Consider the following 26980-nt stretch of genomic DNA (forward strand, 5'->3'; position numbering starts at 1 on the left):
TTAAGGCTTTTTCGTTAGCAATTTTCTTAAACAAGCGAATAATTTTATTTTAATTCTAAAACATCTTTCATGGTGAAAATACCTTGTTTTCCCACTATCCATTCTGCCGCGATAACCGCCCCAAGTGCAAAGCCTTCGCGATTGTGTGCGGTATGTTTGATTTCGATTGCGTCTACGGAGGAATTATATGTTACAGTGTGCGTTCCCGGAATTGTACCAATTCGCTTTGCTTCGATATGAATTTGCTTCGACAGTTTGCTATCGCTCGTGTGGTCAGCTTCGGGTTTTTCTAAGGTCCAATTGTTATACGAGCTATTTTCAATGATACCTTTTGCCAAAGAAATTGCTGTACCGCTTGGTGCATCCAGTTTCTGTGTGTGATGGATTTCTTCCATTGAAACGTTGTAACTATCGAATTTTGACATGATTTTAGCCAAATATTCGTTTAGTTCAAAGAATATATTTACCCCTAAACTAAAGTTAGAACTAGAGATAAATGCTCCTTTTTTTTCATCGCAAAGTGCCGCAACTTCATCATAATTCTCCAGCCATCCTGTTGTTCCGGAAATTACGGGAACGTTCGCTTGGAAACAATTTGAAATATTACTGACTGCAGCTGTTGGAACACTGAAATCAATAGCTACATCAGCAGTTGAAAGACCATCAAAAGTAGTGTTTTCATCTTTTTTCAAAACGATTTCATGGCCTCTTTCCAATGCAATTCTTTCAATTACCTGGCCCATTTTTCCGTATCCTAAAAGCGCAATTTTCATTTGTTTATTTTTTAAATTTCGAATAATTAAAGAGTCCTGCAGCTAATAATGCTAATAAAACTCCGGCAATAAATCCTGAAAAGAAGGTATTCATTCGGATCGGATCGAATGTCTTATTTTCGGAATAATTTACTAAAGTGATTAGTAATAAAATTGTAGTTCCAATAAAAAAATATTTCTTCCCGATTTTATTAAGTAATGACATGACGAGCTGTTCTTGTTATTTAATTCCGTTTTTAAACTAATTATGGGGTTCTAGAAACTATAATTAAATGTTAGTCCTACATTCGTCTTTAATGTTACATCATTTGGATAAAGAACCGGTCTTACGGACAAGTTTTCATCTACATTAAATTGGATTAAAGCGGCATCCACATTGGCATCAAGAATATTTAATGCATAAAAAGCCAGCGTAACCAGAGCAGATAAATCGCGGTTTCGTTGGTAAAATTTCTGTCCGGCAATCAAACGGTTGTTGTCCAGAAAAGCTAAATCGTCTGTAACATAACCTTCCAGTCTGCTTTTGTAAGCATCTCTGTATTGATGGTATTTTTTATTATTGTCAACATAAAAATAAATACTCGTTCCCAAGGCTCCGTATACAAGCGGTATTTTCCAATATTTTTTATTGTAAGCCTGGCCTAAACCCGGTAAAACAGCTGAATAAAAAGCTGCTTTTGCCGGTGTCAAAGGATCAATGTCATTTGATTTCAAAGTGTCTTTAGCGACCAACACCGCTTCTGTTTCCGTTTGTGCAAAAACAGCAGTGTTTCCTACTATAAAAAGGAATAGAGCGATGAAAATGATTTTGCTCACTATTCGTTTATTAGTTTGATGATTCTGTTGAAGTCTTCCTCAGAGTGAAATGGAATTGTGATTTTCCCTTTACCGTTTCCTGCTACTTTTACTTCTACTTTGGTACCAAAATAATTTGTAAAAGTACTTTTTTGAGCTTCAGCGATTTCAAATGAAGCTGCCTTTGGTTTTCCCGCAGGTTTAGGTTTTAAACTTTCCTGATAGTTTTTGACTAACGCTTCGGTATCGCGAACCGATAGATTTTGACTTACGATTTTTTGATAAATATCAGTTTGAATGTCTTGGTCTTCAATATTGATGATAGCACGGCCGTGACCCATACTGATGAAACCATCACGAATTCCAGTTTGGATTATCGGATCTAGTTTCAAAAGTCTTAAGTAATTAGCAATTGTAGAACGTTTTTTCCCTACTCGTTCGCTCATTTGTTCTTGAGTTAGCTGAATTTCGTCAATCAAACGTTGGTATGAAAGTGCAATTTCAATTGGGTCTAAATCATGACGCTGGATGTTTTCCACCAAGGCCATAACTAGTGATTCGTTGTCATTTGCAATCCTAATGTAAGCAGGAACCGTTTTCAATCCTACAAGCGTGGATGCGCGAAGACGACGTTCCCCTGAAATCAATTGGTATTTATTGAAGTCTAATTTACGCACGGTAATGGGCTGAATAACGCCTAATTCTTTGATAGAAGTTGCTAATTCTCGCAGTGACTCCTCATTGAAATTACTTCTCGGTTGAAACGGATTTATTTCAATTGCCTCAATTTCAAGCTCAATAATATTTCCTACAACCTTATCGGCATTTTTATCGTCAACAGATTTTATATCGTTTTCCGGATCTTTCAATAATGCCGATAGTCCTCTTCCTAAGGCTTGTTTTTTTATTGCTTGTGCCATAACTAGTTTAGCTATTTTTCTTAATAACTTCTTGAGCCAAGTGCAGGTAATTGGTCGCGCCTTTACTTGTTGCGTCATAGTTTATGATGCTTTCGCCAAAACTTGGTGCTTCACTCAATTTAACATTTCTTTGGATAATAGTTTCAAAAACCATGTCGTTAAAATGTTTTTGAACTTCTTCGACCACTTGGTTTGACAAACGCAAACGAGAGTCAAACATGGTTAATAACAATCCTTCGATATCTAAATCCGGATTGTGAATTTTTTGGATACTTTTTATGGTGTTCAGCAGTTTTCCTAAACCTTCCAGTGCAAAATATTCGCATTGAATAGGAATAATCACTGAATCGGAAGCAGTTAAAGCATTTAGGGTAAGTAATCCCAGTGATGGCGCACAATCAATAATGATGAAATCGTAATCATCTTTTACACTTTCCAATGCTTTTTTAAGCATATATTCCCTGTTTTCTTTGTCGACTAATTCGATTTCAATGGCAACAAGATCAATATGCGATGGAATCACATCTACATTTATGGCAGAACATTTTATGATGGCCTCTTTTGGCGTATGACTATGCTCAAGAATTTGATACGTACCTATTTCAACAGATTCAACATCAATTCCTAATCCTGATGACGCATTCGCCTGTGGATCAGCATCTATAAGTAACACTTTCTTTTCTAAAACTCCTAATGAAGCAGCAAGATTAACTGATGTTGTAGTCTTTCCAACTCCTCCTTTTTGATTAGCAATCGCGATGATTTTGCCCATTTATTTTTCTAAATTTTGAACCGTAAAAATACAATTATTTATGGTTTCTAAAAATCTATTTTGTTAACATTCGTTAAAGCTTGATTCCTTGTCTTTTGACAGATTCCTATTTTAGAGCGTTTTAGTTTTTATGAAGCAATTTTAGCTGTGTGTTATGATCCCGCTAGTTTGCTCATTAGCTATAGTTTATCTTTTAAGGGCATGCAAAAAAAACTAGTTATGTTAGCTCAGATTATTACAGAGAAATGAGAGGAGTTCTGCGTAGCTTTCCACTTTCGTCCAGGCTTTGGAAAATGACTTTTATCCTACCATTTTCACGTACAAATAAATTTATTTGTTATTTCTGAAATAGTTTTGCATAAGCCAAAAATAGTTCTATATTTGCACCCTCGTTACGGGGTGTAGCGTAGCTCGGTTATCGCGCCTGCTTTGGGAGCAGGAGGCCGCAGGTTCGAATCCTGCCACCCCGACAAATTGATCCTTTCTGTTTTCACAGAAGGGATTTTTTTATTCCAGAATAATTAAAACTGATACTTCTTGTTCAGTATTACAGCAATAATATCCTATTTTTGCACTGTTAAATTCAAAAGAAACACCAATATGTCAGCTACAATCGAAAAAATTAAATGTCTTATTATAGGTTCTGGTCCAGCAGGTTATACTGCCGCAATTTATGCCGCCAGAGCAAACATGAATCCTGTTTTGTACCAAGGAATGCAGCCTGGTGGGCAGCTAACAACCACTAATGAAGTAGAAAACTGGCCTGGAAATCCGGAAGGAATAACTGGTCCGGAAATGATGGTGGGGTTACAAGCACAAGCGCAACGTTTTGGTACTGAAGTGCGCGATGGTTGGGCTACCAAAGTTGATTTCTCTGGAGATATTCATAAAGTCTGGATTAATGATACGATAGAATTGCATTGTGAAACAGTAATAATTTCTACAGGAGCATCGGCTAAATATTTAGGAATGCCATCAGAGCAACATTATTTAAAAATGGGTGGTGGAGTTTCGGCATGTGCAGTTTGCGATGGTTTTTTCTATAGAAATCAAGAAGTCGTGATTGTAGGAGCTGGTGATTCAGCTTGTGAAGAGGCACATTATTTATCTAAGCTTTGTAAAAAAGTAACGATGTTAGTGCGTAGCGAAAAATTCAGAGCGTCTAAAATCATGGAAGAACGCGTTCGCAAAACGGAGAACATTACTATATTAATGAATCACGATACTGTTGAAGTATTAGGTGATGAGCAAGTAGTTACTGGCGTTAAGGCTTTAAATAAAACAACCAACGAAGTTTTTGATATTCCTGCAACTGGTTTCTTCGTAGCTATTGGTCACAAACCAAATACCGATATTTTTAAAGACTTTATCTCATTAGATGAAACAGGATATATAATCAATACTCCGGGAACTTCAAAAACAAATGTTGAAGGCGTTTTCGTAGCGGGTGATGCTGCGGATCATGTATATCGTCAAGCAATTACTGCGGCCGGAACAGGTTGTATGGCGGCTCTTGATGCTGAAAGATATTTAGCTTCTAAAGAATAATAATAGCTGGAAAAATTAATATTTAAAAAGTCCCATTTGCCATAGCAAGTGGGACTTTTTATTGTTAGAATATATAACATCAATCTAGTTTTTCTTCTTCTCCTTTGGAAAAGGTTGGAGAAGGATTATTTCAACTTTTTAATCAATTTTGCTTCATCGGCAAATTTTCGTATTTCAATTTTTGGAGAACCTACCAATTGGATTTCTGATTTGTTAGCGGCATCAATAATCACGGCTGTTTCCGTAAATAAACTGCAGTTAGAATAACTTTCGGTGGTGATATCCGCATTTTTTGTGGTGAACATATTTCCCGTAAATGAAGCATTGTTGTCTAGTCGAATCATTGAATTTATAGCACTCCCTTCTACTGTAGCATCAGATTTTTGGTACATATCTACATTCAAATCAGTGGTGTTAACTAAGGCTTTTAAAGATGAGTTTTTGCTTAATTCAATGGTCGCATTTTCGGATTTTAAATTCAATTCTGTTTTTGATTTATCGTCTGCCTGAAGTAAGAAATCCTTGGTGTTGACATTCAAAAATAAATTGGAAGCATCATGAGCTTTTAGTGTAATGGTGTTCAGTAAAAGTTCTTGTATCGCATTAATCGTCGATTCATCTTTTGAAGTAATTAGATTTAAATCATTAGTATATGTTACTCTGACAATTATTTTTTTATAATTTGTAGCTTGCTTTGTAGTATAAATTCGCAATATCTTGTCACTTAAATCCAATGAAATAATATCATGAAGGTTGTCATCAGCCTCAATTTTTAATTCGGTTCTTTCCCCTCTTTCTAAATATACTTCGAGATTGTCTTCAACTGTGAGTGATTCAAAATTTCCTACTTCCCGTTGCTCAACCGTAACCGTTTTTGATCCTTTTATTTTTTCCTTTCTCTGTGCCAATGTCAATGTGGTTGATAAAAGTAGCAGGAGTATAAGTGTGTATTTTTTCATGTTAAGTTGGTTTGAGTCTACACAAATATAAAAAAAATCATCCACTTGTGATGGATGATTTTTATAATATTTTCTTCAAGAATTTACTATTGTCGGCTTATACTGCCGCCAGAACTGGTTTCCTTTTGAATCGATTTTGGTTGTATAGCGTAGGAGATATTTCCTCCGCTGGATGCTTGTGCAACTAATTTTACAATGGGATGAACACTTATAGAAGCTCCACTAGAAACATCGGCAGTTACCTCATTAGCTAATAATTTATCAGCATTAATTTCGCTGCCACTTGATGCAGTCGTTTTCATCTGAAGCGCTTTTCCATTTATCGTGATAGTACTTCCGCTACTGGTATCGCAAGTAATATTATCAGATTCGATGCTTAAATCAATACTTGCTCCACTCGAAGTATTCAAACGGATATTTTCGCCTTTCAGTGTATTCTTGCTCGTTATTGTGGCACTGCTCGTGGCTTCTAATTCATCAATAACAGGCATTTTTACCGTTACTTTTTTAGAACCAGCATTGGAGAAAGAATTTTTATCAAAAGAAATAACAAGAGTTCCATTTTCTACTTTAGTAGTAATGTGTTTTTGCAAATTATCATCCGCTTCAACTACTATTTCCGTTTTGTCTGATTGTTCTATGACAAGATCTATCGAATTGTTGACTTCAATGCTTTTGAAATTATCTTCAACATTTCTTTTCTCGGTGGTGACATTTCCGCTTCCTTTTATGGAACTCAAATTAATGGAGTGGTTGCAAGAAGCGAATAACAAAGCAGTTAACACAACGAGAATGAATTTTGTAATTAATGTGATGACTTTTAACATGATTAGTTGGTTTTAATGATGATACCGTCTTCGTTTATTTTTAAACTACTTTTCGAGGTAGTTTTCGTTATAACATCTTTTCCATTTATATTTAATAATACTTCTGTAGAATCACCTGTAGTATCTGAAATATTCTCATTCACGTCATTATACGCGTTTTCATCTGCGGGACAATTTAAACATTTTATTTTATTATCTTCAACTCTGTAGATGTCTTTGTTAGAATCTGGATTCCATAAGAAGTAATCTCCATCAGTACGATCATAATGTCTCATGGAAGAATCTGGTTTTATCAGAGTCCCTTTAGGCAAATATAATGTTATTTCAATTTCCTGATCTCTGTATTTGTTTTTTAAATCGGTTACTAAATAGTTGTCTAAAAGTAATTGATTTCCAATTATTTTATAAGCATATTTAATTTGTTCGGCTCTGTTTTTTGCTTCTGATAACGATTTTCCGCTCGCTTCTTTTTCAATCTGGAGGTAAGGTAGTTTTTCATCTGTTTTTTCGATTTTAAAACTAACTTCATTTGAATAAATGATATCAGTTCCGGTAGAATCTTGCGTTACCATGAAATCATTACGGTCTTCTACATTTTTAGCAAAATAATCATTGTGTTTGAATTTGATGAAAAGCGTATCACTTGGATTCAAATTGATTGTTTCTTTCTTAACTACTCGTCCATCAATTGCAAATGCGCTGGCTTGTTTTATTCCAATTGATATCGCTAATGCAACTGCAATTAACCAAAGTGCCAACAACGTGTATTTTGCAATGTTTCCGATAGATTTCATGTTTGGCGCTAGTAATTTGAAGCCCAGTAAGGTCAGGAAAAAGAAAGGGATTCCAACTGCAAAGAACATCAAAAGTCCAAAAGCCCACACAGGATAATCTGTAAAATTGCCTGCTTCAATAAAGCCTTGCCAAGGGAAATCAATGAATGCCCCGGAACCTAAGGTAAAAATACCAATTAATAGAAAAAACAATACTGTTATTCCAGTGATGATTAAAATTACGCCTAAGAATTTAGCGAAAATCTTGAAAATAGTCATGATAAAGTCACCAAAAGAATTTCCTATTTTACCGGCACCTGTTTTTATTTGGTTACCGTATTTATCATAATCTGCATTTTTTATCTTGTCAGAAACATTTTCAAACTCTTCTCTTACTTTTTTTTCAATGTTTGAAATCGTAACCGGTTCCCCAGTCATTTCAAGTTTTTCAGTTGTTGTGATTGCTTCCGGAGTCACAATCCAAAGAATGATATACGCTACGATTCCAGTTCCAAATCCAGCAAAAACCAATAGGATAAGTACGATTCTGATCCACACAGCATCAACGCCAAAGTAATGTCCTAATCCAGCCGAAACACCGCCAATCATCCCTTTTTCTCGGTCACGATATAATTTTTTTGTCCTTCTTGTTGTGTTGCTGTTGTAGGTATTTGCTCCTTTCAATTCATCTTCAATGATGTAATCTTCCGGTTGTCCCATTACCGCAATCACTTCATCTACATCTTTCAAACCGATAACATATTTGTCTGATTTTTGTTTTTCGTTCAATAATTCCGAAACACGCATTTCAATATCTTTGATAATCTCATCATGTCCTGATGAATTGGATAAAGAACGTTTTATAGCGTCAAAGTAGCGTGTCATTTTTTGGTATGCATCTTCATCTATGTGAAAGAACATTCCGCCTAGGTTTATATTTACAGTTTTGTTCATGACTATTGTTTTTGGTTGGTTATTAGGTTTACGGCATCGGATAATTCAGTCCAAGTCCCATTTAGTTCGTTTAAAAAAGTTTGTCCTATTTCAGTCAGGCCGTAGTATTTTCTTGGCGGTCCTGAGGTGGATTCTTCCCAACGGTAGTTGAGTAATCCGTCGTTTTTAAGTCGCGTCAAGAGCGGATAAATAGTTCCCTCTACGACTAATAATTTTGCGTTTTTCAAAGTGTCCAGTATTTCCGATGTGTACGCATCTTTTTCTTTTAAAACAGATAGGATGCAAAACTCGAGAACACCTTTTCGCATCTGGGCTTTTGTGTTTTCAATGTTCATAATTTCTTTTTTTTGATTTTGTGTTGATTAAACAGTTCATTTTTTGATTGTTTTGCCAGTTCGCCTTTCTGGCTCGGGTGATGATTTGTCATTGCGAGGAACGAAGCAATCTCGTATTGCCTGATACCCTTTTTATTTTTTGGAGCTTATTCCTGCTTTCCATTACAATCTTTTATATTTTTAAAGAAAAAATATAAAAGGATTTCCATTGCAAATGAAATTCACTGAACTCCTCTGAAAATATATAAAATGTGAAGTAATCAGGGCTAGTTCGTTCGCTTTACCTATTACGTCTATTTTCTTTTTATCTGATTGCTCCTTATTTAAGGAACGGAATCGTTATTGGATATTTATATTTTTCTCCGTTTGCCGTTTTGATTGAAGCATAAATAATCAAAAAGAATTCAGCCACTTTCAAAAGTCCAAAAATCAAAACACAAAGTAATCCAACTGTTAGCGCTCCAATATTATTTTCAAAGTTGAAATTTGAAAGCGTAATGTCATGATGATTTGCCAATGTTTCAAATGTAGTGTCCTTAAATATTGAAATAAGAAACGAAGGAATTGCAATCATAATCAACAGTAAAGAGTATAAAAGTAAACTCAATTGAAAATTCAATACTTGCTTTCCGTGGTGATCTACAAATTCAGATTCCTCTTTTTTAGTACTCCAAAGCACTATTGGAAAAATGTAATTTCCAAAAGGAATGAAATATTGCGTTAATGAACTCAAATGGGTGAATGTTGCGATGTTTTTTTCTGTTGTTGATTCCATTTTTTTTGATTTTGATGATGATTAAAACTTTCCGAAATAGATGCTAAATAGGTTACCTAGTAATTTCTTATACAAATATATGTCTAAAAGACAGTATCTTGTTTTGCATAGTACCAAATATTAACACAATATTAACAAATTAATTTTATATGTACGCATACTATTTTTTTGTATTTTAGCAAAAAACCTAGTAAATATGAAACTTACAGCATCAAAACTTAATAAATTTCTTTTGTTTAAATTACCGTCGGCATTTATTTGTGGAGTACGCGTAAAAACAATAGATGAGAACCAATGTGTAGTTTCTGTGAAACACCGATGGATCAACCAAAATCCATTTAATTCCATGTACTTTGCGGTACAAGCTATGGCGGCTGAGCTTTCTACAGGAGCTTTAGTGATGTTTCAAATTCAAAAAAGCGGCCGGAAAATCTCGATGTTGGTAGCCAATAATAAAGGAAATTTCACCAAAAAAGCGACTGGCAGAATCACTTTTACCTGCAAGGACGGTCATTTAATTGAAAAAGCGATTCAAGAAACTATTGCCACCGGGGAAGGACAAACGTTCTGGATGAAATCCATAGGAACAGATGAAAAGGGAATACAAGTTTCCGAAATGGATTTTGAATGGAGTGTACGAATCAAATAAAGATTAGTCAACTGACACATTTAAATAAACAGAAAACGCCTCTAAATTTTAGAGGCGTTTTCTGTTGAGTATAATAAGAATCTTTTTAGATTAGCATTTTTTACCACTTGTTTTAGCCATAGAGGCATCACATTTTTTTCCTTCAGCTTTACATTTTGTTTTGCATTTTTCAACTTCAGCTGCAGTCATTCCTTTTGACTTAGCGTCTTTTTTTGCACAACAAGACTCTTTTTTTGCCTTTTCTTTAGCGACAGCTTTTACTTCCTGTGCACTAAGATTTATCGTAAGAAATGCGATTGCTACAAATGTTTCTATTTTTTTCATTTTATATTGTTTAATTGTTTTTTTTCTTTGGATATTAATCCAAATGTAAATAATAATTCAAATATATTTTAAAAAATCTAATTAATACTTACTTAAATTTTAGAGGTATAGCGATTTAATTGTCATTCGTTCAAAAAATCGTTATTCCAGTAAATTATACGACTGCTGTTTTCCACAGAGAATACTTTCAGAGTAGTTTTTCCGTTTATTTGATAAATTTTTTAAGAAATAGTTAAACAGATTTCTAAATCGGTAGTATTTATTCTGTACTATTTGTGGCTTAAAGTAGTGCGCAAAATAAGTTAACAGGGAAAGTTATGAATTACAGCAATAAACCTATTTCCAATGCTAAAGTATTCGTGGATTCTTTTTCCTTACAATGTCAGAAATGTGAGCGTTTTAAAAGAGGATGCGGCATCAATTTATGGTGCTCAAGCACCTAATGGCGTAATTATAATTACAACTAAATAGTTTAGTAATTATTAAATTATAATGCATCATAACAAAGCAATTGAACGGTTTTTCAAAATAAATTCCTTTATGCTAAATAAAAAAACTCAAGTTTTCTAAATCCGTTTCCAGTAGAGCGGTTTTTTTAATTTAAAAAAAAATCCATTTCGAAGCTGACAATTTTTTTGAAACTGACTTTAAATCTTAGGGAGTAATTAATTCAGACTATGTGATTCAGGGATTTTGATGTTTATTTTATTTTTCTTGGACAGTAATAAGTACAATGTAATGCCACCTAAAATAACGAGTAAAGCAATCTGAAAGTTCGCCCATACTATTGTTATCGTTATGTAGAGTAGTGGAGTGTGTCAATTTTGACCTGCCTTCTGTACTTTGTATTTTGGATAATTGTTCCAGCGTTTGTAAAGCTTTATTGCTGTTGTAACGTACTTGATTCCAATTTTCGTTTTGCGTTGCTGAATGAATAGCAGAACAAGAAGATACAAAGGTCATGAAATATGTTTTCTCTTTTGGAGTCAAAACAGTTTCAAGGTATAATTTGTCTATGTTTTGAATCTTTTCTATAGCTGCTAAAATTTCTTCCCTTTTTTGAAAATCAGTTATGTTCTTTTCTGCTACATTTATTTTGATGAAATAAAGTGTATTAGCATACTGAAAGATATACCGAGCTACAACTAATCGATCTTTATAAATGGTGTTGATATCTTCATTTGTTTTTTTTGAATTTTGCAGGGTATTAAAATTGCTGAGCAGGATTATAAACATAATAACGAGTAAAACAAAAGCGGCTTTTGTTTTATTATTATATTTTTTTAGATCTTTCATTTTGATAGCATTTAGGAGCAGTACAATATATGCTATTGTCTTGGATTTCTATCAAATGCTATTAATTTTAACGAAAAGTGGCGGTGGTTTTTCCTTTAATAATACAATCTAAAATCAAGTAACTTGCACAGGGCATACTGTTTTTGATGTAATTCTTCTACGATCTCGATAATGTCATTTTCTTCTTCAAATAAGCCAAAAAAAGCTTTATCTAATGCACTGCTGGTTACTGTGTTGAAAGTCGTTCCGTAACCTGAAATCGCGCGTGCTCCTGTAATATCTAGGAAATATTGTGCTTCTTCGGTACTCAAGTCTAAAACTTTTGCATTAGCAAAATGCACTATTTTACCTTTCATCTTTCCTTCAAAGAGTTCTGCTACTTCTTCTAAACTATAGTAATATTCATTAAGGCATATTGAGTTTTCTTCGCCTTGCATGACTAAGTAGATTATTTGATAATTTTTAAAGTTATGGTCGTCATATAGCAGCGCACTTAAACTTTCTTCTAATCCTTCAATCGTATCACAAGTTTTATAAATACTGGTAATGCCTTGCTCAAAGGCTAGTTGTTCTAAGTTTTTGACCACTTCAGTTGTCGTAATAGTGTCTACATCGGAAACTGCTTCGAGGCAGAAAATAAAAGTATCAGATTCCATTAAATTTAGTGTATTGAGATGATTTAACACGAACGGCTATTTTTTGAAATACAAAACCCGAATTATTAACGCTTTTTAGCGATTAAAAACAAATAGTAGTTATTCTAAAAACGGAGTAGGTTTTCCAGAAGTTACTAATGAAACGACTTTATAATTTCAATTTGTAAAATTACTTCAGAATAAAATTTGTTGTTAGCATTTAACAATAAATAGTTATTAACGGGTTACTGATGTATTTGTTTTAAAAATAAAAAATAAGACTGCAGTGCGGAGGGTTTTAGTTTGATAATGCAGCCACTAAATTCACAGTGTATAATTTAATTTCGGAAAAGTACTTATAAAGTACTAATTTCGGAAAAAGTTCCCATTATGTTGCGTTCCCCAATTTTTGTTTTTTTTCTACTTTTAATTTTTTGTTCTTGCACAGAAACTTCAAAAACTAAAGCCGCATTGGCTACTGAAGACACGCTTTCACAAAATAGTTTACAGGCGAGAAGATTATTGGACTTAGGTATGGCAAATTATGCAAATCAAAAGTTTGATAGTGCTTTTTATTTTTATAACCGTTCCAAGTTATTATATGAGGTAGAAAATGATAGTTTGAAAATTGCTTATAATTTACTTCAAATGGCTATTATTCAGCAAATTTATGGTGATTATTCTGGCAGTGAAAAAAATCTAGTCGAAGCCCTACCGTACACACAAGGCAATGTACTCTATCAATCAGCCGCATATAATCAATTAGGGATTTCATCTAAACAACTTTTTAATTATGATGACGCCTTATATTATTATGATAAAGCTAAAAGTATTACCAAGGATACTTTACCTAAAATTTCCATTGAAAATAACATAGCATCTGTTAATATTGAGAAAAAGGAATTCAATACGTCCATTAAAATATTGGAAGCAGTAATAAAGTCGGACGTTTTAGACACCGTTAATGTAACTAAAGCGCGAGTTTTGGACAATCTTGGTTACTCCTATTTTAAGGTTAGTCGCGATCAAGATGGGTTGCGGTTAATGAACGAAGCGCTATCTATGAGGAAGATGAATAATGACACCTATGGAATTCTTGGAAGCTATTTGCATCTTTCAGAATATTTTTTAAATAAAGATTCTAAAAAGGCGAATGAATATGTACTGGGAGCGTATCAAACTTCAATGGCTATTGGAAGTGTTGATGGGAGACTGGAATCATTATCTTTTTTGGTTAAAAATAATTTTGATCGGGGGAATAACAAGTATGCGTTAGCGTATATACAGTTAAATGACAGCATTGTTAAAGTCCGAAACAACGCTAAAAATCAATTTGCTAAAATCAAATATGACAGCGACCAAAACAGAGCGGATAATCTAAAGTTATCTGCCCAAAAAGCACAAACCACCTTACAATTAGAACGACAAAAAAATAATACACTGCTGTTGTCTTTTGTAGTATTGCTGGTGGTTTTCCTTTCTGTTTTTATCATTAATTTTTTAAAAAATAAAAGCAAAAGAGAAAAGATTAGAATATCGTATAACACTGAAACACGTATTTCCAAAAAACTTCACGATGAGTTGGCAAATGATTTGTACCAAACAATGACGTTTGCGGAAACGCAAGATTTATCTACAGAAAACAATAAAGAAACCCTACTCAATGATTTGGATAGCATATATTCCAGAACACGAAATATTTCCAGAGAAAATAGTTCAATAGACATTGGACCTAATTTTGTTCCCAATTTGAAAGAAATGATGTCGAATTACAGTAACGATAATGTAAATATAATGGTGAATGGGTTGGATGTGTTGCTAAATACAGCTTTGGAAACCAATAAAAAAATTACAATATATCGCATCCTTCAAGAATTGCTGGTCAATATGAAGAAACACAGCCAATGTAGTTTAGTAGTTATTGCTTTTAAAAATATCGAGAAAAAAATCCAAATAGAATACACGGATAACGGCATTGGGGTTTCGCAGAAAAAAATAAATTTAAAAAACGGACTCCTAAATGTTGAGACTCGCATAAAGGCCATCGATGGAACATTTACTTTTGATAATGCGCTCCAAAGAGGATTTAAAGTGAGTTTCGCATTTCCAGTTTAATATTTGTTCCGGTCCAAAAATAACGATACATACAAAAAAAATAGGTAATGAAGCAAACCCATATTTTGTAAACCGAAGTCTTAGAGATTGCATTTATTTTTTAACGTTGCTTAAATCAAATCGATAAATAGCTTCCATTTTCAAAAGGAGCGTATTTGATTTGTTATCTAAAATAGGAGTTCGGTTATCCCCAAATTTTAACGCTAAAATTTGTAAATCCAGTTTTTGATCTATTGGATATACTCTAAAATCATTTAACGAATAACCCATTTTTAGACGTAAAAGAATTTTTTTATCTAAAATGCTTCTTTGTACATAAGTAGAAAAATCTATCGAATTATTTTCGACATAATTTGAACGAACGTTATCAGTGGTCAGTTTGTAACTGTTTCCGTGACCCAGAAAATCCACGCCTACTTTTGTTTTATCAGTCAAACTATAATTGATGTCAGCATCATTTGGCATGAAGGCATTTATTTCAAAACGTTTATTCGGATTTTGATAATAGAAAGTCACAATGGGAACAACGGACATACCGTAAGCTTCACTACTGCCGTAAAGTCCTAAACCATAACCAAAACTTTCATTTTTTTTATGTTTCAATAAAGCTAATCCGCCCAGGTAAATGTCTTCACTGCTTAGATTGATATAATCAGATGCGACTTTTGGCAAAAAAAGATATATTCCGGTCCAATGTTCGGAATGGTTAATGCTCAAGCCCGCTCTTAAATTTGTTGAGTATAAATGATTGTTTTCAGCATTAGGAAACAATTGTAAGTTGTAGCTGCTGAAATTTACACCGGTAACAGCAATATATTTTTCATTTAAAACAATTGGTAAAATGAGATTCGTTTGAAACGTAGCTATGTCGGTGTTAATCGATGAATCTTCAAAAGTTGTCTTTTGCGATTTCCCATAATTGATAGAAAACAGATCGATGTATTCTTGTGCATTACATAAAAAAGGCAGTACTAAAAATACCAATAGTATTATTTTTTTTTCATATTAGAAAGTTGATAGTATTTAAAATAGTTAGCAATGGATTTTCCGTTTTTACAATAATTTGAAATGTTCTTCTTTATATAAAAACTTCTGTACAAATTTAGTAGTATAAAGTAGTACTGTTGGTACATCAGTGAATAAGTATTGCTATTTTATTCCCATTTCTAAAACCGATAGGTACATTTTCAGTCAACACAGAACAAATTTAGAAATTAGTAAAATCTATTCCGTACACAATTACTTTTATTAGTTGCAAAATTCACAGTCTCATAATTTTGATTGAAAGAACTTCACAGCTATTGATGCCTTTTTAAAGAAAATGAAAAAGGATTTAGTTTGAAAATTCTACTGATACTGAGGACAAAATTAGCTACAACTCTATGAAAAAAAGTTTATTTATGATTTTATCAGCTCTTTCAACTAAAAGGATTTCTCGCGCCCTTTTCTCACTCCCAGAATATTCATACGATATTTTTTGAACATAAATTTTTGAAGCGAAAACTGTAATTTGAACTCGTGCCTTAGTTTTATAAATTTGATATTTTCATCAAAGCACCTTATTTATTTGCCCTTATACGGTATGAAAATTTTACAATTGTATAGATTTTTTGCTGTTGAGATTAAAATTTAAGGTTGAGCTAATGAAAATTTAGTAGTAGATATAACCTCTCTAAAGAGGCAAAGATGTAATTTTGTTTATTAAATTTATATAAAGTCAGTTTTGAAAAACATCCTTATCATAGACGACGAAGAAAAACTTCGCGGACTGCTCGCTAGAATAATAAAATCAGAAGGATTTGAAGTTTTTGAAGCATCGGATTTAAAATCGGGTTTCAAAAAAATGGAAATTAAGGAAATTGATGTAGTTCTTTGCGATGTCAAACTTCCAGATGGCAACGGCGTTGATTTTGTACAAAAAATAAAAAGTGCTTTTCCTTTGACAGAAGTCATTTTATTAACTGCTTATGGCAAAATTTCCGATGGTGTTCAAGCCATGAAAAACGGGGCTTTTGATTACATAGTCAAAGGGGATGATAATGACAAAATTATTCCGTTGTTATATAAGGCATTAGAAAAAGTGCAGTTGCAAAAGAAAGTCCAACAATTACAAAAAAGAATTTCCGATAAATATTCATTTGATTCTATTATCGGAAAATCAAAAGGATTGGAACAGGTAATTGATTTGGCCAAAAGAGTATCCAAAACAGATTCTACTGTACTTTTAACTGGCGAAACCGGCACCGGAAAAGAAGTTTTTGCACAAGCCATTCATGAAAACAGCAACCGAGTAGGGAAATCCTTTGTTGCATTGAATTGTAGTACTTTCAGCAAGGAAATCCTGGAAAGTGAGTTATTCGGACACAAACAAGGGGCTTTTACAGGTGCCTTAAAAGATAAAAAAGGATTTATTGAAGAAGCCAATGGAGGAACCTTATTTTTGGACGAAATTGGTGAAATGCCTATAGAATTGCAGGCTAAATTATTACGGGTTTTAGAAACCAATGAATACATACAAATAGGAGATACGACACCCAGAAAATCAAATTTTAGGTTAATTGCCGCAACGAATCGCAATTTAAAAACCGAAAGTGAAGAACACCGTTTTCGTTTGGATTTGTATTTTAGATTGAATATTTTCGAAATTAAAATTCCGCCCTTAAGAGAAAGAATAAAAGATATTCCGCCATTGGCTCATAGTTTTGTGTCTCAATTTTCGGCTAAAACTAATAAAAAGACATTGACTATTGATGCTGAATTTCTTCATAAACTTGAAACCTATAACTGGCCCGGAAATATTAGGGAATTAAAAAATATCATTGAACGAGCCGTAATTTTGGTAAACGGAGAAACGCTTACTACTGATCTCTTACCCTATGAAATGCAACATCCAATAGAGAAAAGCACTAAAATAATGTCTGCTTTTTCGATGCAAAGTATTGAAAAACTCCACATTCAAAAAGTTTTGAATTACACCAAAGGAAATAAAGCAGAGACCGCACGCTTGCTGGAGATTAGTATTGCAACACTTTACCGTAAATTAGACGAATACAACATTCATTAAAATCATATTATTTTGAGAAAAGCCTATCATTTTGATAGGCTTTTTTTATGCTTTTTTTTGGCATGAAAACCACAAATCCGTAATTGACAATGCTTTGATGTTTATGGTTACTTTTTGGAATGTATTTTGGCATAAGCGATGAAGAACATAAAAATCATTCTTATGAAATCGCCATGATTCAAATTAGAAATAAAACCGAAGAATGGCGATACCATATTCCTTTAAAAAACAAATATTAAATACATATGAAAAATCAAGTCACCACGATTTACAAACAAGCAGAACGCTTTGCTGAAATCACCAAGACTGCAATTATTACTGGAAATATTTCCAGAGCAAAAAAATGTTTGGCACTTGCTGAACGATTATTGACAACAGGAAGCAACGAAACTAAGATTGCCATTTCGAATGTATATGTTTTTTCAGTTTCCTCTTTCATGGAATTGCGTCATTGCAATATTTCGAATCTTTTCCCAAAATCATTGAAGGCAGAATACATCAAACAAATTAATGCCTCGGGAGTATAATGAGGCAAATAAATTGTCTAAAAGTCCAATAATCCAATAATCCAATAATCTACAATTATGATAATCACAATCCTTTTACTCGCACTAGCTGTTTTGTTGTTTGCGATTTGTTTTAAATCTGTCGAATTTTTTGAAAAAATCTAAACTATGATAGCACTATTTATAATTGCAATTGCTGTTTTTGGCTATTTGGTTTATGTATTAATCAAACCGGAAAAATTTTAACTCAATAAACTAATTTTTTATGAACACAGAATTATTTGGTGTCATCAGTATTTTTATTGTTTCGATAGTTTTGGCTATTCCTTTAGGAAGGTATATTGCCAAAATTTATTCCGGCGATACAACATTGCTTGACCCGATTTTCAATCCAATTGAAAAATTTATTTTCAAAATCAGCGGAATCAATGCCACGGAAGAAATGAACTGGAAGCAGCATTTAAAAGCACTGTTAAGCGTGAATATGGTTTGGTTCTTTCTTTGCTTTTTTGTGTTGTTATTTCAAGGTTCAATGCCTTTAAATCCAGATAATAATCCAAATATGACTCCAGATTTGGCATTTAATACCGCTATTTCTTTTGTGGTAAATTGCAATTTGCAGCATTACTCGGGTGAAACAGGCGTTTCTTATTTGTCACAAATGGTATTGATGTTCCTGCAATTTGTTTCTGCAGGTGTTGGCATGGCAGCTGCAGCAATGGTTTTTACTACAATGAAAGAGAGAACCACTGATAAATTGGGTAACTTTTATAATTATTTTATCAAAAGCTGTACAAGAATTTTACTGCCTTTTTCTGCTCTTGTAGCTATCGCTTTATTATTTAGCGGAACTCCAATGACTTTTGAAGGAAAAGACACAATTACCACCTTACAAGGTGATTCAGTAGCAGTTTCTCGTGGACCTGCAGCAGCGTTTATCGGAATTAAACATATAGGAACGAATGGTGGTGGGTTTTTTGGAGCCAATTCGGCTCATCCATTAGAGAATCCTACTTATTTTACCAATGCGGTTGAACTATGGGCACAATTAATCATTCCGTTTGCGATGATTTTTGCTTTAGGATTTTATCTCAAGAAAAGAAGGTTTTCCTATGTCGTTTTTGGAGTGATGACGGCTGGATTTTTACTTTTAGTTATTCCAACAGTTATCAGTGAACTCAACGGAAATCCCGCTATCGAAAAAATGGGAATTACACAAGCAACTGGAGCGATGGAAGGCAAAGAAGTTCGTTTTGGACCCGCCATTTCTGGATTTTGGAGCATTGCCACCACCGTAATTTCTACAGGCTCGGTGAATAGTATGCATGACAGTTCGATGCCGGTTTCTGGTTCGATGCAATTGTTGGCGATGATGGTCAACGCCTTTTATGGTGGTTGCGGAGTAGGATTTTTGAACTTCTATATTTTCATCATTCTCGCCGTATTTATTTCGGGTTTAATGGTGGGGCGAACGCCAGAATTTTTAGGAAAGAAAATTGAAGCCCGTGAAGTAAAAATCGCTGCTTTCATCGCCATTCTTCATCCTTTATTGATATTGTCAGGTACCGCTTTAGCATCTTATTTTGCTGCAAATGATACTGCAATGGGCTACTGGTTTAGCGGAAATGCTACAGGCTGGTTGAACAATCCTGGACATCATGGATTTTCGGAAATGTTATACGAATATACTTCAAGTGCAGCCAACAATGGTTCTGGTTTTGAAGGTTTAGGAGACAATAATCCTTTTTGGAATATCACTACAGGAATTGTTTTGTTATTGAGTCGTTTCCTTCCTATCATTGGGCCATTGGCTATAGCAGGATTGTTGGCCAATAAAAAATATATTCCTGAAAGTGCTGGAACTTTAAAAACAGACACGACCATTTTTGGAGTTATGGTTTTTGCCGTAATCGCCATTATTGCAGCTTTATCTTTCTTCCCAGCATTGGCTTTAGGACCATTGGCAGAATATTTTACATTAAAATAATAGTAAAAATGAATAACAATAAATCCAATTCATTAATCGAAAGTAAGCAAGTAAAAGAGGCGTTGGTGCAGTCTTTTGTAAAGCTAAACCCGAAAATAATGTTCAAAAATCCGGTAATGTTTACCGTTGAAATCGGAACTGCCATTATGCTAGCCGTGTGTATTGCCATTTTATTTGGCGCACAAGACCAAGGTAGTTTTACATATAATTTCATAGTATTTTTAATTTTGTTAGCAACGCTTTTGTTTGCCAATTTTGCCGAGGCTATTGCCGAAGCCAGAGGAAAAGCACAAGCGGACAGTTTGAGAAAAACACGTGAGGAAACACCGGCAAGACAGGTTTTAGCCAATGGTGAAATTAAGAATATCAGTTCTTCTGAATTGAAGAAAGGCGATATTTTTGTTTGTGAAGCAGGTGATTTGATTGCGACTGATGGTGAAATTATCGAAGGATTGGCCACTATAGATGAAAGTGCCATTACCGGAGAGAGCGCTCCTGTAATTCGGGAAGCGGGTGGCGATAAATCATCAGTTACCGGCGGAACTAAAGTGTTATCAGACAAAATCAAAGTTATCGTAACTAACGAACCAGGAGAGAGTTTTCTGGACAAAATGATTGCTTTGGTAGAAGGGGCAAGTCGTCAAAAAACGCCAAATGAAATTGCATTAACTATTTTGTTGGCAGCGTTTACTTTAATCTTCGTGATTGTATGTGTGACCTTGAAACCTTTTGCCGATTATGCGAATGCACCGATAACAATTGCTGCATTCATTTCACTTTTTGTTTGTTTGATTCCAACAACGATTGGTGGTTTGTTATCTGCGATTGGAATTGCAGGAATGGACAGGGCTTTGCGAGCTAATGTAATTACTAAATCAGGAAAAGCGGTCGAAACTGCGGGAGATATTGATGTATTACTTTTGGATAAAACAGGAACAATCACTATTGGAAACAGAAAAGCAACACGTTTTTATCCTGCAAAGGGGATTTCGGAAGATGATTTTATAAAGTCAGCAGTTTTGAGTTCACTGGCTGATGACACGCCCGAAGGCAAAAGTATTGTGGAACTGGCAGGAATTGAAGTTGCAAATAAACTATCTATTGAAGGAGCTACTTTAATCAAGTTTACCGCCGAAACGAGAACCAGCGGTGTTATTTTAAAAGACGGAACCGATATTAGAAAAGGAGCTCAGGATGCTGCAAAAAATATTGCACTGCAAGCGGGAACAATTTTCCCGGAAGATATTGCACAAGCAGTGATTGCTATCTCATCAAAAGGTGGAACGCCATTGGTGGTAGTTAAAAATGGTCAAGTTCAAGGGGTTATTGAATTGCAGGACATTATTAAAACGGGAATGAAAGAACGTTTTGACCGTTTGAGAAAAATGGGAGTAAAAACGGTAATGGTTACAGGAGATAACCCGTTGACAGCCAAATTTATTGCCGAAGCTGCTGGTATAGATGATTTTATTGCCGAAGCCAAACCGGAAGATAAAATGAATTACATCAAAAATGAACAGCAAAACGGAAAACTCGTAGCGATGATGGGTGACGGTACGAATGACGCTCCCGCTTTGGCGCAAGCCGATGTAGGTGTCGCCATGAATAGCGGAACACAAGCAGCAAAAGAAGCCGGAAACATGGTCGATCTAGACAATGATCCCACCAAGTTAATCGAAATCATAGAAATAGGAAAACAATTATTGATGACTAGAGGAACGCTTACTACTTTCTCTATTGCGAATGATGTGGCCAAATATTTTGCCATTGTTCCTGCGCTTTTCATCACGGCAATTCCTGCTCTTGAAGGATTAAATATTATGGGATTACACAGTCCAGAAAGTGCGATTTTATCAGCGGTTATTTTCAATGCGATTATTATTCCGATATTGATTCCGCTTGCGCTAAAAGGAGTTGATTATAAACCGATCGGGGCGAGTGCTATTTTAAAGCGAAACCTATTGATTTATGGTCTTGGTGGTTTGATCATCCCATTTATTGGAATTAAAATAATTGATTTGGTTGTAGCATTATTTATGTAATCCTCACCCCAGCCCTCTCCAAAGGAGAGGGAGCCGAAATTCCATAAAAGGATGGTGAAAAATGAATTTTAAGAATTAATAAACGAAATTAAGAGTAAAAACTTCTATAAATTCTCCCTCTCCTTTGCTTCACCAGTTTGCTGTCGATTGTGTAGAGAAGGTCGGGATGAATAAAAAAAAATAAAAAAATGAAAAATATATTTTCAATATTAAAATTCACCTTATTTATGGTGGTGTTGTTAGCGGTTATTTACCCAATGGCAATTTTTGGGATAGCACAATTGGCTCCCAATAAAGGAAAAGGAGAAACAATTACCGTAAACGGAAAAGTGGTGGGTTATCAAAAAATTGGACAAAAATTCGACAAATCCAACTACTTTTGGGGAAGTCCTTCCGCTGTGGATTATAACGCTGCAGGAAGTGGAGGAAGCAATAAAGGACCAAGTAATCCTGATTATTTAGCATTGGTGCAAAAAAGAATCGACACTTTTTTAATCGTGCATCCTTATTTGAAAAAATCAGAGATTCCTTCGGATATGGTGACGGCTTCGGGAAGTGGTTTAGACCCGAATATTTCTCCGCAAGGAGCTTTGATTCAGGTAAAACGGGTGGCAAAAGAAAGAAAATTATCAGAGGAAAAGGTAAAAGCTTTGGTCCAAGCCAAAATCAATACGCCCGCAGTAATAGAAACTGCATCAGTAAATGTTCTAGAGTTGAATGTGGCCTTGAATGAATTGAAATAGGAATGATTTCAATACTAAAGTCAATGGCAAATTAAAAAAATAAGGTCTTTAAAAACGAGATGCCGTAGCCCCGATAGAAGGGAAAATCCTTTTGTCTCGTTTTTTTGCGAGACAAAAGATTGGAATGATAGCGGGATTAGCTTCAAGAAATAAATAATGAGGGTGAGATTGCTTCGTTCCTCGCAATGACAAAAAAATGAAAAATATAGTAAGTATCGCTTTAATAGCTTTTGGGATAACAACAGTTGCTGCACAAGAAACTGAAAAAACACAAAGTCCTTTTACGTTTTCGGGTTATGTGGAAACGTATTACAGTTACGATTTTGGCGAACCCGACAATCATGAAAGGCCGGGATTTATTTACAGTCATAACAAACACAATGAGGTCAATTTGAATTTAGGATTAGTGAAGTTGAATTATGCTAAAGAGAATGTTCGCGGGAATTTTGCCTTAATGGCCGGAACGTATTCGCAATACAATTTGGCACCTGAACAGGATTTACTTAAAAATGTGTATGAAGCGAATGTGGGTGTGAAAATTTCGTCAAAACATAATCTGTGGATTGATGCGGGAGTCATGCCGTCGCATATTGGTTTTGAAAGCGCGATTGGCAAAGACTGCGCTACTTTGACTAGAAGTATTTTAGCTGATAATTCTCCGTATTACGAAGCAGGAGTAAAAATTGGATATACATCCAAAAGTGAACGATGGTATTTGGCTGCCATGTATTTAAATGGATGGCAACGCATCCAGAAAATTGATGGCAACCAGACACCGGCTTTTGGTACACAGGTAACCTATAAACCTACTGCCAAAACTACATTAAACTGGAGTACGTATTTGGGGAATGAACAACCGGATAATTTAAAAAAATGGCGTTATTTCAATAATTTTTACGGACAATTTAAAGTATCCGAAAAGACAAGTTTAACAGCTGGTTTTGATATTGGAGCGCAACAAAAAGTAACAGAAAGTGACCAATATGATGTTTGGTTTGCACCGATTTTAATAGCGCAATACAAACCGACTACTAAAATCCAATTGGCAGCAAGAGCGGAGTATTACGCAGATGAAAAAGGAGTGATAATAGCAACAGCAACACCTAACGAATTTAAAACATACGGTTTCTCTACAAACTTTGATTATTTAATTGCTGATAATGTTATGTTTAGGTTAGAAGCAAGAAAATTAAATAGTGAACACGAAATCTTTTTGAAAGACAATTTGCCAAGCAATCAAAATGTATTTTTAACTACATCACTAGCTATTTCATTTTAATTTTTCTAAAATTTAAAATCCTAAAACTAAATTGGACAACGAAAAAGAAAATAATGTCAAGCACTTTCTTGATTTAATTCAGAAATCACGCAAAGGAAAGTTTAAAGTCTACATCGGTATGAGTGCCGGTGTGGGCAAAACTTTTAGGATGTTACAGGAAGCACATACGCTGTTAAAAAATGGTATCGATGTAAAGATTGGGTTTATAGAAACGCACAATCGGAAAGAAACACACGAACTATTAGAGGGTTTACCGGTAATTCCTAGGCGAACCCTTTTTTACAAAGGGAAATTGCTTGAAGAAATGGATTTACAAGCCATTATCAATTTGCGTCCAGAAGTGGTTATTGTAGATGAATTAGCGCATACGAATATTGAAGGAAGCAAAAACGAAAAAAGGTGGCAGGATGTTTTGGAGATTTTAGAAGCAGGCATAAATGTGATTTCGGCAGTGAATATTCAGCACTTAGAAAGTTTAAATGCAGATGTAAAAAACATTACAAATATTGATGTTCAGGAACGCATTCCAGACAGTGTTTTGAAATTGGCGGATGAGGTGGTCAATATTGATTTGACTTCAGATGAGTTGATTGCCCGTTTGAAAGAAGGTAAAATCTATACTTCAGATAAAATTCCTACGGCGCTAAATAATTTTTTTAAATCTGATCAAATTTTACAATTGCGGGAATTGGCCTTGAAGGAAGTAGCGAGTCAAGTCAATCGAAAAGTGGAAAGTGAAGTACCTAGAAACATTGCAGTAAAACATGAAAAATTATTGGCCTGTATCAGTAGTAACGACAAAATCGCTAAGACAATCATAAGAAAAACGGCCCGATTAGCGAGTTATTACAACAGCAAATGGTGCGTTTTGTATGTAGAAACGCCCAAAGAAAGCAGCGACAAAATTGCGCTCGACAAACAACGGCATCTGATAAATAATTTCAAGTTAGCTACGCAACTTGGTGCCGAAGTAATTAAAGTTCAGAATACTCATATTACGAATGCTATTTTAGAGGTGGTCGCGCAAAAACAAATCACCACCGTTTGCATCGGGAAACCGCATTTGAGTTTATTTAAAGTAATTTTATCGACAACTGTTTTTAATAAATTGTTGAACAACCTAACGTCATCTAATATTGATCTTATAATTCTATCTTAAAATGAAAATTAAAACCAAATTAAACCTAGGCGTTGGCTTGCTTTTTCTAATGATAATCATCCTTTCATTAGTAGCGGCATTTTATATTTTTTCGATAAAAAAAGATATAGACAATATTTTAAAAGCCAATTACAACACGCTAGAATATTCGCGAAACATGCTTCTTTCGTTAGATGAAATTAACGGGAATGAAGAAAAAGCAATTATTACTTTTGAAACCAATATTACCAAACAAATTGCCAATATTACAGAGGCTGGCGAAGACAAAGCGACCTATAATTTGCAGAAAAATTTCGATTTGTTGAAAGAAAGTAGAACTGATGAAACCTTGAAAAGCCAAATTCGTCAAGACATTTTCAAGATTATGAAATTGAATATGAATGCAATAAAAGAAAAAAGTGATATTGCAAAACACACAGCAGAGACCGCTAATTTTTGGATTGCAGTAACAGGAACACTTTGCTTTTTGATAGCGTTCAATTTATTAGTGAATTTGCCCAACAATATTGCCAATCCAATAAAAGAACTCACGGACAGTATCAAAGAAATAGCCAATAAAAACTATTCGCAACGTGTGAATTTTATGAATCACAATGAATTTGGGGATTTGGCCAAAACATTCAACACCATGGCCGAAAAACTGCAGGAATACAACAATAGTAATTTGTATAAACTCTCATTTGAAAAGAAAAGACTGGAAACTTTAATCAACAATATGCATGATCCAATCATTGGGTTAGACAATCAAGGATTGGTTTTATTTGCAAATAATGAAGCCTTGAAAATCATTGGATTAAAAACGGAAGAAGTAATTGGAAAATTGGCAACAACTCTTGCTCTGACAAATGATTTGATGAAATCGCTAATAATAAATGATTTGTCTGATGAAAAACAGAAATCGCTTCCCATGAAAATTTTTGCTGATGGCAAAGAAAGTTATTTCGAAAAAGAAACCATAAACATTACCATTAAACCAACAGGAGAAGATCAAATTATTGACATTGGGAATGTTATTATCTTAAGAAATATTACTGTTTTTAAAGAACTGGATTTTGCTAAAACCAATTTTATTGCTACTGTTTCACACGAATTGAAAACCCCAATTTCATCCATAAAATTAAGTTTACAATTGCTCGAAAAAGCAGAAACAGGCAACATTAATGAGGATCAAAAGCAATTAATAGAAAGTATAAAAGACGACAGTCAGCGGTTATTAAAAATTACTGGCGAACTATTGGAATTATCACAGTTAGAAACTGGGAATATTAAGCTGAATATTGAGAATAGTAATCCCTATGAAATTATTAATTACGCTACTGAAGCCGTAAAAGTGCAAGCAGAACAAAAGCAAATTGTGCTAGTTATTGAGACGGAACAAAATTTACCAGATATAAAGGCAGACAGCGAGAAAACTGCTTGGGTTTTGATTAATTTTTTAACCAATGCAATTACGTATTCAACAGAAAACAGTACCATAATTGTAAAACTTAAAAATGAAAACAATCAGGTTGTTTTTCGAGTAATTGACACTGGAAAAGGAATTAATAGTCGTTATAAAACTAAAGTTTTTGATAAATATTTTCAGGTACCAGGAAGTCATAAGTCAGGAACAGGATTGGGTTTAGCTATAAGCAAAGAATTTATAGAAGCACAAAACGGAATTATTGGAGTAGACAGTGAATTGGGTCTGGGTAGTACTTTTTATTTTAAATTGACAGCGGTTTAAATTTTTCAACAGATTTATTTTCAA

At 34.2% G+C, this 26980-nt stretch carries 27 protein-coding genes and 1 tRNA gene; 14 read left to right on the forward strand and 14 right to left on the reverse strand.

Annotation, left to right across the window (positions count from 1 at the left end; all coding sequences use genetic code 11):
• Positions 1–44: 44 nt before the first annotated feature.
• From dapB to AC0J6S_RS08500, 5 genes are read right to left on the reverse strand one after another with little or no spacing between them, the layout of a single operon-like run.
• Positions 45–773, reverse strand: a complete 729-nt coding sequence (gene dapB, locus AC0J6S_RS08480) for a 4-hydroxy-tetrahydrodipicolinate reductase (protein ID WP_474956291.1) — start codon at positions 771–773, stop codon at positions 45–47.
• A gap of 4 nt (positions 774–777) precedes the next feature.
• Positions 778–978 carry a hypothetical protein gene (locus AC0J6S_RS08485; protein WP_474956292.1) on the reverse strand — a complete coding sequence of 67 codons (201 nt, stop codon included), beginning with the start codon at positions 976–978 and terminating at the stop codon, positions 778–780.
• A 50-nt stretch (positions 979–1028) separates the two neighbouring features.
• Positions 1029–1589 (reverse strand): DUF5683 domain-containing protein, encoded by a 561-nt coding sequence (locus AC0J6S_RS08490; RefSeq protein WP_474956293.1) that lies wholly within the window; start codon positions 1587–1589, stop codon positions 1029–1031.
• Positions 1589–2488: a ParB/RepB/Spo0J family partition protein gene (locus tag AC0J6S_RS08495; RefSeq protein ID WP_474956294.1), complete on the reverse strand. Its 900-nt coding sequence runs from the start codon at positions 2486–2488 to the stop codon at positions 1589–1591. Before AC0J6S_RS08495 ends, AC0J6S_RS08490 begins: the two co-directional genes overlap by 1 nt.
• A 7-nt stretch (positions 2489–2495) precedes the next feature.
• Positions 2496–3260: a ParA family protein gene (locus tag AC0J6S_RS08500; protein WP_474956295.1), complete on the reverse strand. Its 765-nt coding sequence runs from the start codon at positions 3258–3260 to the stop codon at positions 2496–2498.
• 395 nt (positions 3261–3655) lie between these two features.
• Here AC0J6S_RS08500 and AC0J6S_RS08505 point away from each other — a divergent pair.
• Together AC0J6S_RS08505 and trxB are read left to right on the forward strand one after the other, a co-directional pair.
• A tRNA-Pro gene (locus tag AC0J6S_RS08505) sits at positions 3656–3730 on the forward strand.
• Between the two features lie 130 nt (positions 3731–3860).
• Positions 3861–4808 (forward strand): thioredoxin-disulfide reductase, encoded by a 948-nt coding sequence (trxB, locus tag AC0J6S_RS08510; RefSeq protein ID WP_474956296.1) that lies wholly within the window; start codon positions 3861–3863, stop codon positions 4806–4808.
• 125 nt (positions 4809–4933) lie between these two features.
• Here trxB and AC0J6S_RS08515 read toward each other — a convergent pair whose 3' ends face one another.
• From AC0J6S_RS08515 to AC0J6S_RS08535, 5 genes are all read right to left on the reverse strand, one after another.
• Positions 4934–5767 (reverse strand): GIN domain-containing protein, encoded by an 834-nt coding sequence (locus AC0J6S_RS08515; RefSeq protein WP_474956297.1) that lies wholly within the window; start codon positions 5765–5767, stop codon positions 4934–4936.
• Positions 5768–5853: 86 nt separating this feature from the next.
• Positions 5854–6594: a head GIN domain-containing protein gene (locus tag AC0J6S_RS08520; RefSeq protein WP_474956298.1), complete on the reverse strand. Its 741-nt coding sequence runs from the start codon at positions 6592–6594 to the stop codon at positions 5854–5856.
• Between the two features lie 2 nt (positions 6595–6596).
• On the reverse strand, positions 6597–8321 hold the full coding sequence (locus tag AC0J6S_RS08525) for a PspC domain-containing protein (protein WP_474956299.1): 1725 nt from the start codon (positions 8319–8321) through the stop codon (positions 6597–6599).
• 2 nt (positions 8322–8323) lie between these two features.
• Positions 8324–8656: a PadR family transcriptional regulator gene (locus AC0J6S_RS08530; protein ID WP_091205948.1), complete on the reverse strand. Its 333-nt coding sequence runs from the start codon at positions 8654–8656 to the stop codon at positions 8324–8326.
• A 319-nt stretch (positions 8657–8975) separates the two neighbouring features.
• A complete protein-coding gene (locus AC0J6S_RS08535) occupies positions 8976–9431 on the reverse strand; it encodes a DUF4870 domain-containing protein (protein ID WP_474956300.1) in 456 nt (151 codons plus the stop codon).
• Positions 9432–9627: 196 nt separating this feature from the next.
• Between AC0J6S_RS08535 and AC0J6S_RS08540 the strand changes: the two genes are divergently transcribed.
• Positions 9628–10080, forward strand: a complete 453-nt coding sequence (locus AC0J6S_RS08540; protein WP_196853349.1) for a DUF4442 domain-containing protein — start codon at positions 9628–9630, stop codon at positions 10078–10080.
• Between the two features lie 90 nt (positions 10081–10170).
• Here AC0J6S_RS08540 and AC0J6S_RS08545 read toward each other — a convergent pair whose 3' ends face one another.
• Positions 10171–10404, reverse strand: coding sequence for a hypothetical protein (locus AC0J6S_RS08545; protein WP_474956301.1), 234 nt, complete (start codon positions 10402–10404; stop codon positions 10171–10173).
• A 345-nt stretch (positions 10405–10749) separates the two neighbouring features.
• Here AC0J6S_RS08545 and AC0J6S_RS08550 point away from each other — a divergent pair, with 345 nt between their 5' ends.
• Positions 10750–10875: a hypothetical protein gene (locus AC0J6S_RS08550; RefSeq protein ID WP_262707888.1), complete on the forward strand. Its 126-nt coding sequence runs from the start codon at positions 10750–10752 to the stop codon at positions 10873–10875.
• A 234-nt stretch (positions 10876–11109) separates the two neighbouring features.
• On the opposite strand, the gene AC0J6S_RS08555 is transcribed toward AC0J6S_RS08550, so the two are convergent.
• Together AC0J6S_RS08555 and AC0J6S_RS08560 are read right to left on the reverse strand one after the other, a co-directional pair.
• Positions 11110–11700, reverse strand: a complete 591-nt coding sequence (locus tag AC0J6S_RS08555; protein WP_474956302.1) for an MCP four helix bundle domain-containing protein — start codon at positions 11698–11700, stop codon at positions 11110–11112.
• Between the two features lie 95 nt (positions 11701–11795).
• Positions 11796–12356 carry a DUF6642 family protein gene (locus AC0J6S_RS08560; RefSeq protein WP_474956303.1) on the reverse strand — a complete coding sequence of 187 codons (561 nt, stop codon included), beginning with the start codon at positions 12354–12356 and terminating at the stop codon, positions 11796–11798.
• A gap of 450 nt (positions 12357–12806) precedes the next feature.
• On the opposite strand from AC0J6S_RS08560, the gene AC0J6S_RS08565 reads away from it, so the two are divergent.
• A complete protein-coding gene (locus tag AC0J6S_RS08565; RefSeq protein ID WP_474956304.1) occupies positions 12807–14450 on the forward strand; it encodes a tetratricopeptide repeat-containing sensor histidine kinase in 1644 nt (547 codons plus the stop codon).
• A 93-nt stretch (positions 14451–14543) separates the two neighbouring features.
• Here AC0J6S_RS08565 and AC0J6S_RS08570 read toward each other — a convergent pair whose 3' ends face one another.
• Positions 14544–15434: a DUF6268 family outer membrane beta-barrel protein gene (locus AC0J6S_RS08570; RefSeq protein WP_474956305.1), complete on the reverse strand. Its 891-nt coding sequence runs from the start codon at positions 15432–15434 to the stop codon at positions 14544–14546.
• 739 nt (positions 15435–16173) lie between these two features.
• On the opposite strand from AC0J6S_RS08570, the gene AC0J6S_RS08575 reads away from it, so the two are divergent.
• The 9 genes from AC0J6S_RS08575 to AC0J6S_RS08615 all read left to right on the forward strand — a co-directional run bounded on the left by AC0J6S_RS08575 (position 16174) and on the right by AC0J6S_RS08615 (position 26956).
• Positions 16174–17514, forward strand: a complete 1341-nt coding sequence (locus AC0J6S_RS08575) for a sigma-54-dependent transcriptional regulator (protein WP_113666381.1) — start codon at positions 16174–16176, stop codon at positions 17512–17514.
• A 245-nt stretch (positions 17515–17759) separates the two neighbouring features.
• Positions 17760–18041 (forward strand): DUF7674 family protein, encoded by a 282-nt coding sequence (locus AC0J6S_RS08580; protein WP_165152750.1) that lies wholly within the window; start codon positions 17760–17762, stop codon positions 18039–18041.
• 147 nt (positions 18042–18188) lie between these two features.
• Positions 18189–18266, forward strand: a complete 78-nt coding sequence (gene kdpF, locus AC0J6S_RS08585) for a K(+)-transporting ATPase subunit F (protein ID WP_165153762.1) — start codon at positions 18189–18191, stop codon at positions 18264–18266.
• 19 nt (positions 18267–18285) lie between these two features.
• On the forward strand, positions 18286–20007 hold the full coding sequence (gene kdpA, locus AC0J6S_RS08590) for a potassium-transporting ATPase subunit KdpA (protein WP_474956306.1): 1722 nt from the start codon (positions 18286–18288) through the stop codon (positions 20005–20007).
• Positions 20008–20015: 8 nt separating this feature from the next.
• The gene (gene kdpB, locus AC0J6S_RS08595; RefSeq protein WP_474953442.1) at positions 20016–22049 is read left to right on the forward strand and encodes a potassium-transporting ATPase subunit KdpB; all 2034 of its coding nucleotides are present in this window, start codon (positions 20016–20018) and stop codon (positions 22047–22049) included.
• 188 nt (positions 22050–22237) lie between these two features.
• Positions 22238–22792: a K(+)-transporting ATPase subunit C gene (locus AC0J6S_RS08600; protein ID WP_474953443.1), complete on the forward strand. Its 555-nt coding sequence runs from the start codon at positions 22238–22240 to the stop codon at positions 22790–22792.
• Positions 22793–22988: 196 nt separating this feature from the next.
• Positions 22989–24071, forward strand: coding sequence for a porin (locus tag AC0J6S_RS08605; RefSeq protein ID WP_474953444.1), 1083 nt, complete (start codon positions 22989–22991; stop codon positions 24069–24071).
• 31 nt (positions 24072–24102) lie between these two features.
• Positions 24103–25230 carry a sensor protein KdpD gene (locus tag AC0J6S_RS08610; protein WP_474953445.1) on the forward strand — a complete coding sequence of 376 codons (1128 nt, stop codon included), beginning with the start codon at positions 24103–24105 and terminating at the stop codon, positions 25228–25230.
• A 1-nt stretch (position 25231) separates the two neighbouring features.
• Positions 25232–26956 (forward strand): ATP-binding protein, encoded by a 1725-nt coding sequence (locus AC0J6S_RS08615; RefSeq protein ID WP_474953446.1) that lies wholly within the window; start codon positions 25232–25234, stop codon positions 26954–26956.
• Positions 26957–26980: the final 24 nt, after the last annotated feature.

Source organism: Flavobacterium sp. TS_SC_5 (assembly GCF_056156265.1).

What these genes read in the sequence shown, in the direction of transcription:
- dapB (WP_474956291.1), bottom strand. Translation starts at nt 773, where the DNA reads ATGAAAATTGCGCTTTTAGGATACGGAAAAATGGGCCAGGTAATTGAA.
- AC0J6S_RS08485 (WP_474956292.1), bottom strand. Translation starts at nt 978, where the DNA reads ATGTCATTACTTAATAAAATCGGGAAGAAATATTTTTTTATTGGAACT.
- AC0J6S_RS08495 (WP_474956294.1), bottom strand. Translation starts at nt 2,488, where the DNA reads ATGGCACAAGCAATAAAAAAACAAGCCTTAGGAAGAGGACTATCGGCA.
- AC0J6S_RS08500 (WP_474956295.1), bottom strand. Translation starts at nt 3,260, where the DNA reads ATGGGCAAAATCATCGCGATTGCTAATCAAAAAGGAGGAGTTGGAAAG.
- trxB (WP_474956296.1), top strand. Translation starts at nt 3,861, where the DNA reads ATGTCAGCTACAATCGAAAAAATTAAATGTCTTATTATAGGTTCTGGT.
- AC0J6S_RS08515 (WP_474956297.1), bottom strand. Translation starts at nt 5,767, where the DNA reads ATGAAAAAATACACACTTATACTCCTGCTACTTTTATCAACCACATTG.
- AC0J6S_RS08520 (WP_474956298.1), bottom strand. Translation starts at nt 6,594, where the DNA reads ATGTTAAAAGTCATCACATTAATTACAAAATTCATTCTCGTTGTGTTA.
- AC0J6S_RS08525 (WP_474956299.1), bottom strand. Translation starts at nt 8,321, where the DNA reads ATGAACAAAACTGTAAATATAAACCTAGGCGGAATGTTCTTTCACATA.
- AC0J6S_RS08530 (WP_091205948.1), bottom strand. Translation starts at nt 8,656, where the DNA reads ATGAACATTGAAAACACAAAAGCCCAGATGCGAAAAGGTGTTCTCGAG.
- AC0J6S_RS08535 (WP_474956300.1), bottom strand. Translation starts at nt 9,431, where the DNA reads ATGGAATCAACAACAGAAAAAAACATCGCAACATTCACCCATTTGAGT.
- AC0J6S_RS08540 (WP_196853349.1), top strand. Translation starts at nt 9,628, where the DNA reads ATGAAACTTACAGCATCAAAACTTAATAAATTTCTTTTGTTTAAATTA.
- AC0J6S_RS08545 (WP_474956301.1), bottom strand. Translation starts at nt 10,404, where the DNA reads ATGAAAAAAATAGAAACATTTGTAGCAATCGCATTTCTTACGATAAAT.
- AC0J6S_RS08550 (WP_262707888.1), top strand. Translation starts at nt 10,750, where the DNA reads ATGCTAAAGTATTCGTGGATTCTTTTTCCTTACAATGTCAGAAATGTG.
- AC0J6S_RS08555 (WP_474956302.1), bottom strand. Translation starts at nt 11,700, where the DNA reads ATGAAAGATCTAAAAAAATATAATAATAAAACAAAAGCCGCTTTTGTT.
- AC0J6S_RS08560 (WP_474956303.1), bottom strand. Translation starts at nt 12,356, where the DNA reads ATGGAATCTGATACTTTTATTTTCTGCCTCGAAGCAGTTTCCGATGTA.
- AC0J6S_RS08580 (WP_165152750.1), top strand. Translation starts at nt 17,760, where the DNA reads ATGAAAAATCAAGTCACCACGATTTACAAACAAGCAGAACGCTTTGCT.
- kdpF (WP_165153762.1), top strand. Translation starts at nt 18,189, where the DNA reads ATGATAGCACTATTTATAATTGCAATTGCTGTTTTTGGCTATTTGGTT.
- kdpA (WP_474956306.1), top strand. Translation starts at nt 18,286, where the DNA reads ATGAACACAGAATTATTTGGTGTCATCAGTATTTTTATTGTTTCGATA.
- kdpB (WP_474953442.1), top strand. Translation starts at nt 20,016, where the DNA reads ATGAATAACAATAAATCCAATTCATTAATCGAAAGTAAGCAAGTAAAA.
- AC0J6S_RS08600 (WP_474953443.1), top strand. Translation starts at nt 22,238, where the DNA reads ATGAAAAATATATTTTCAATATTAAAATTCACCTTATTTATGGTGGTG.
- AC0J6S_RS08605 (WP_474953444.1), top strand. Translation starts at nt 22,989, where the DNA reads ATGAAAAATATAGTAAGTATCGCTTTAATAGCTTTTGGGATAACAACA.
- AC0J6S_RS08615 (WP_474953446.1), top strand. Translation starts at nt 25,232, where the DNA reads ATGAAAATTAAAACCAAATTAAACCTAGGCGTTGGCTTGCTTTTTCTA.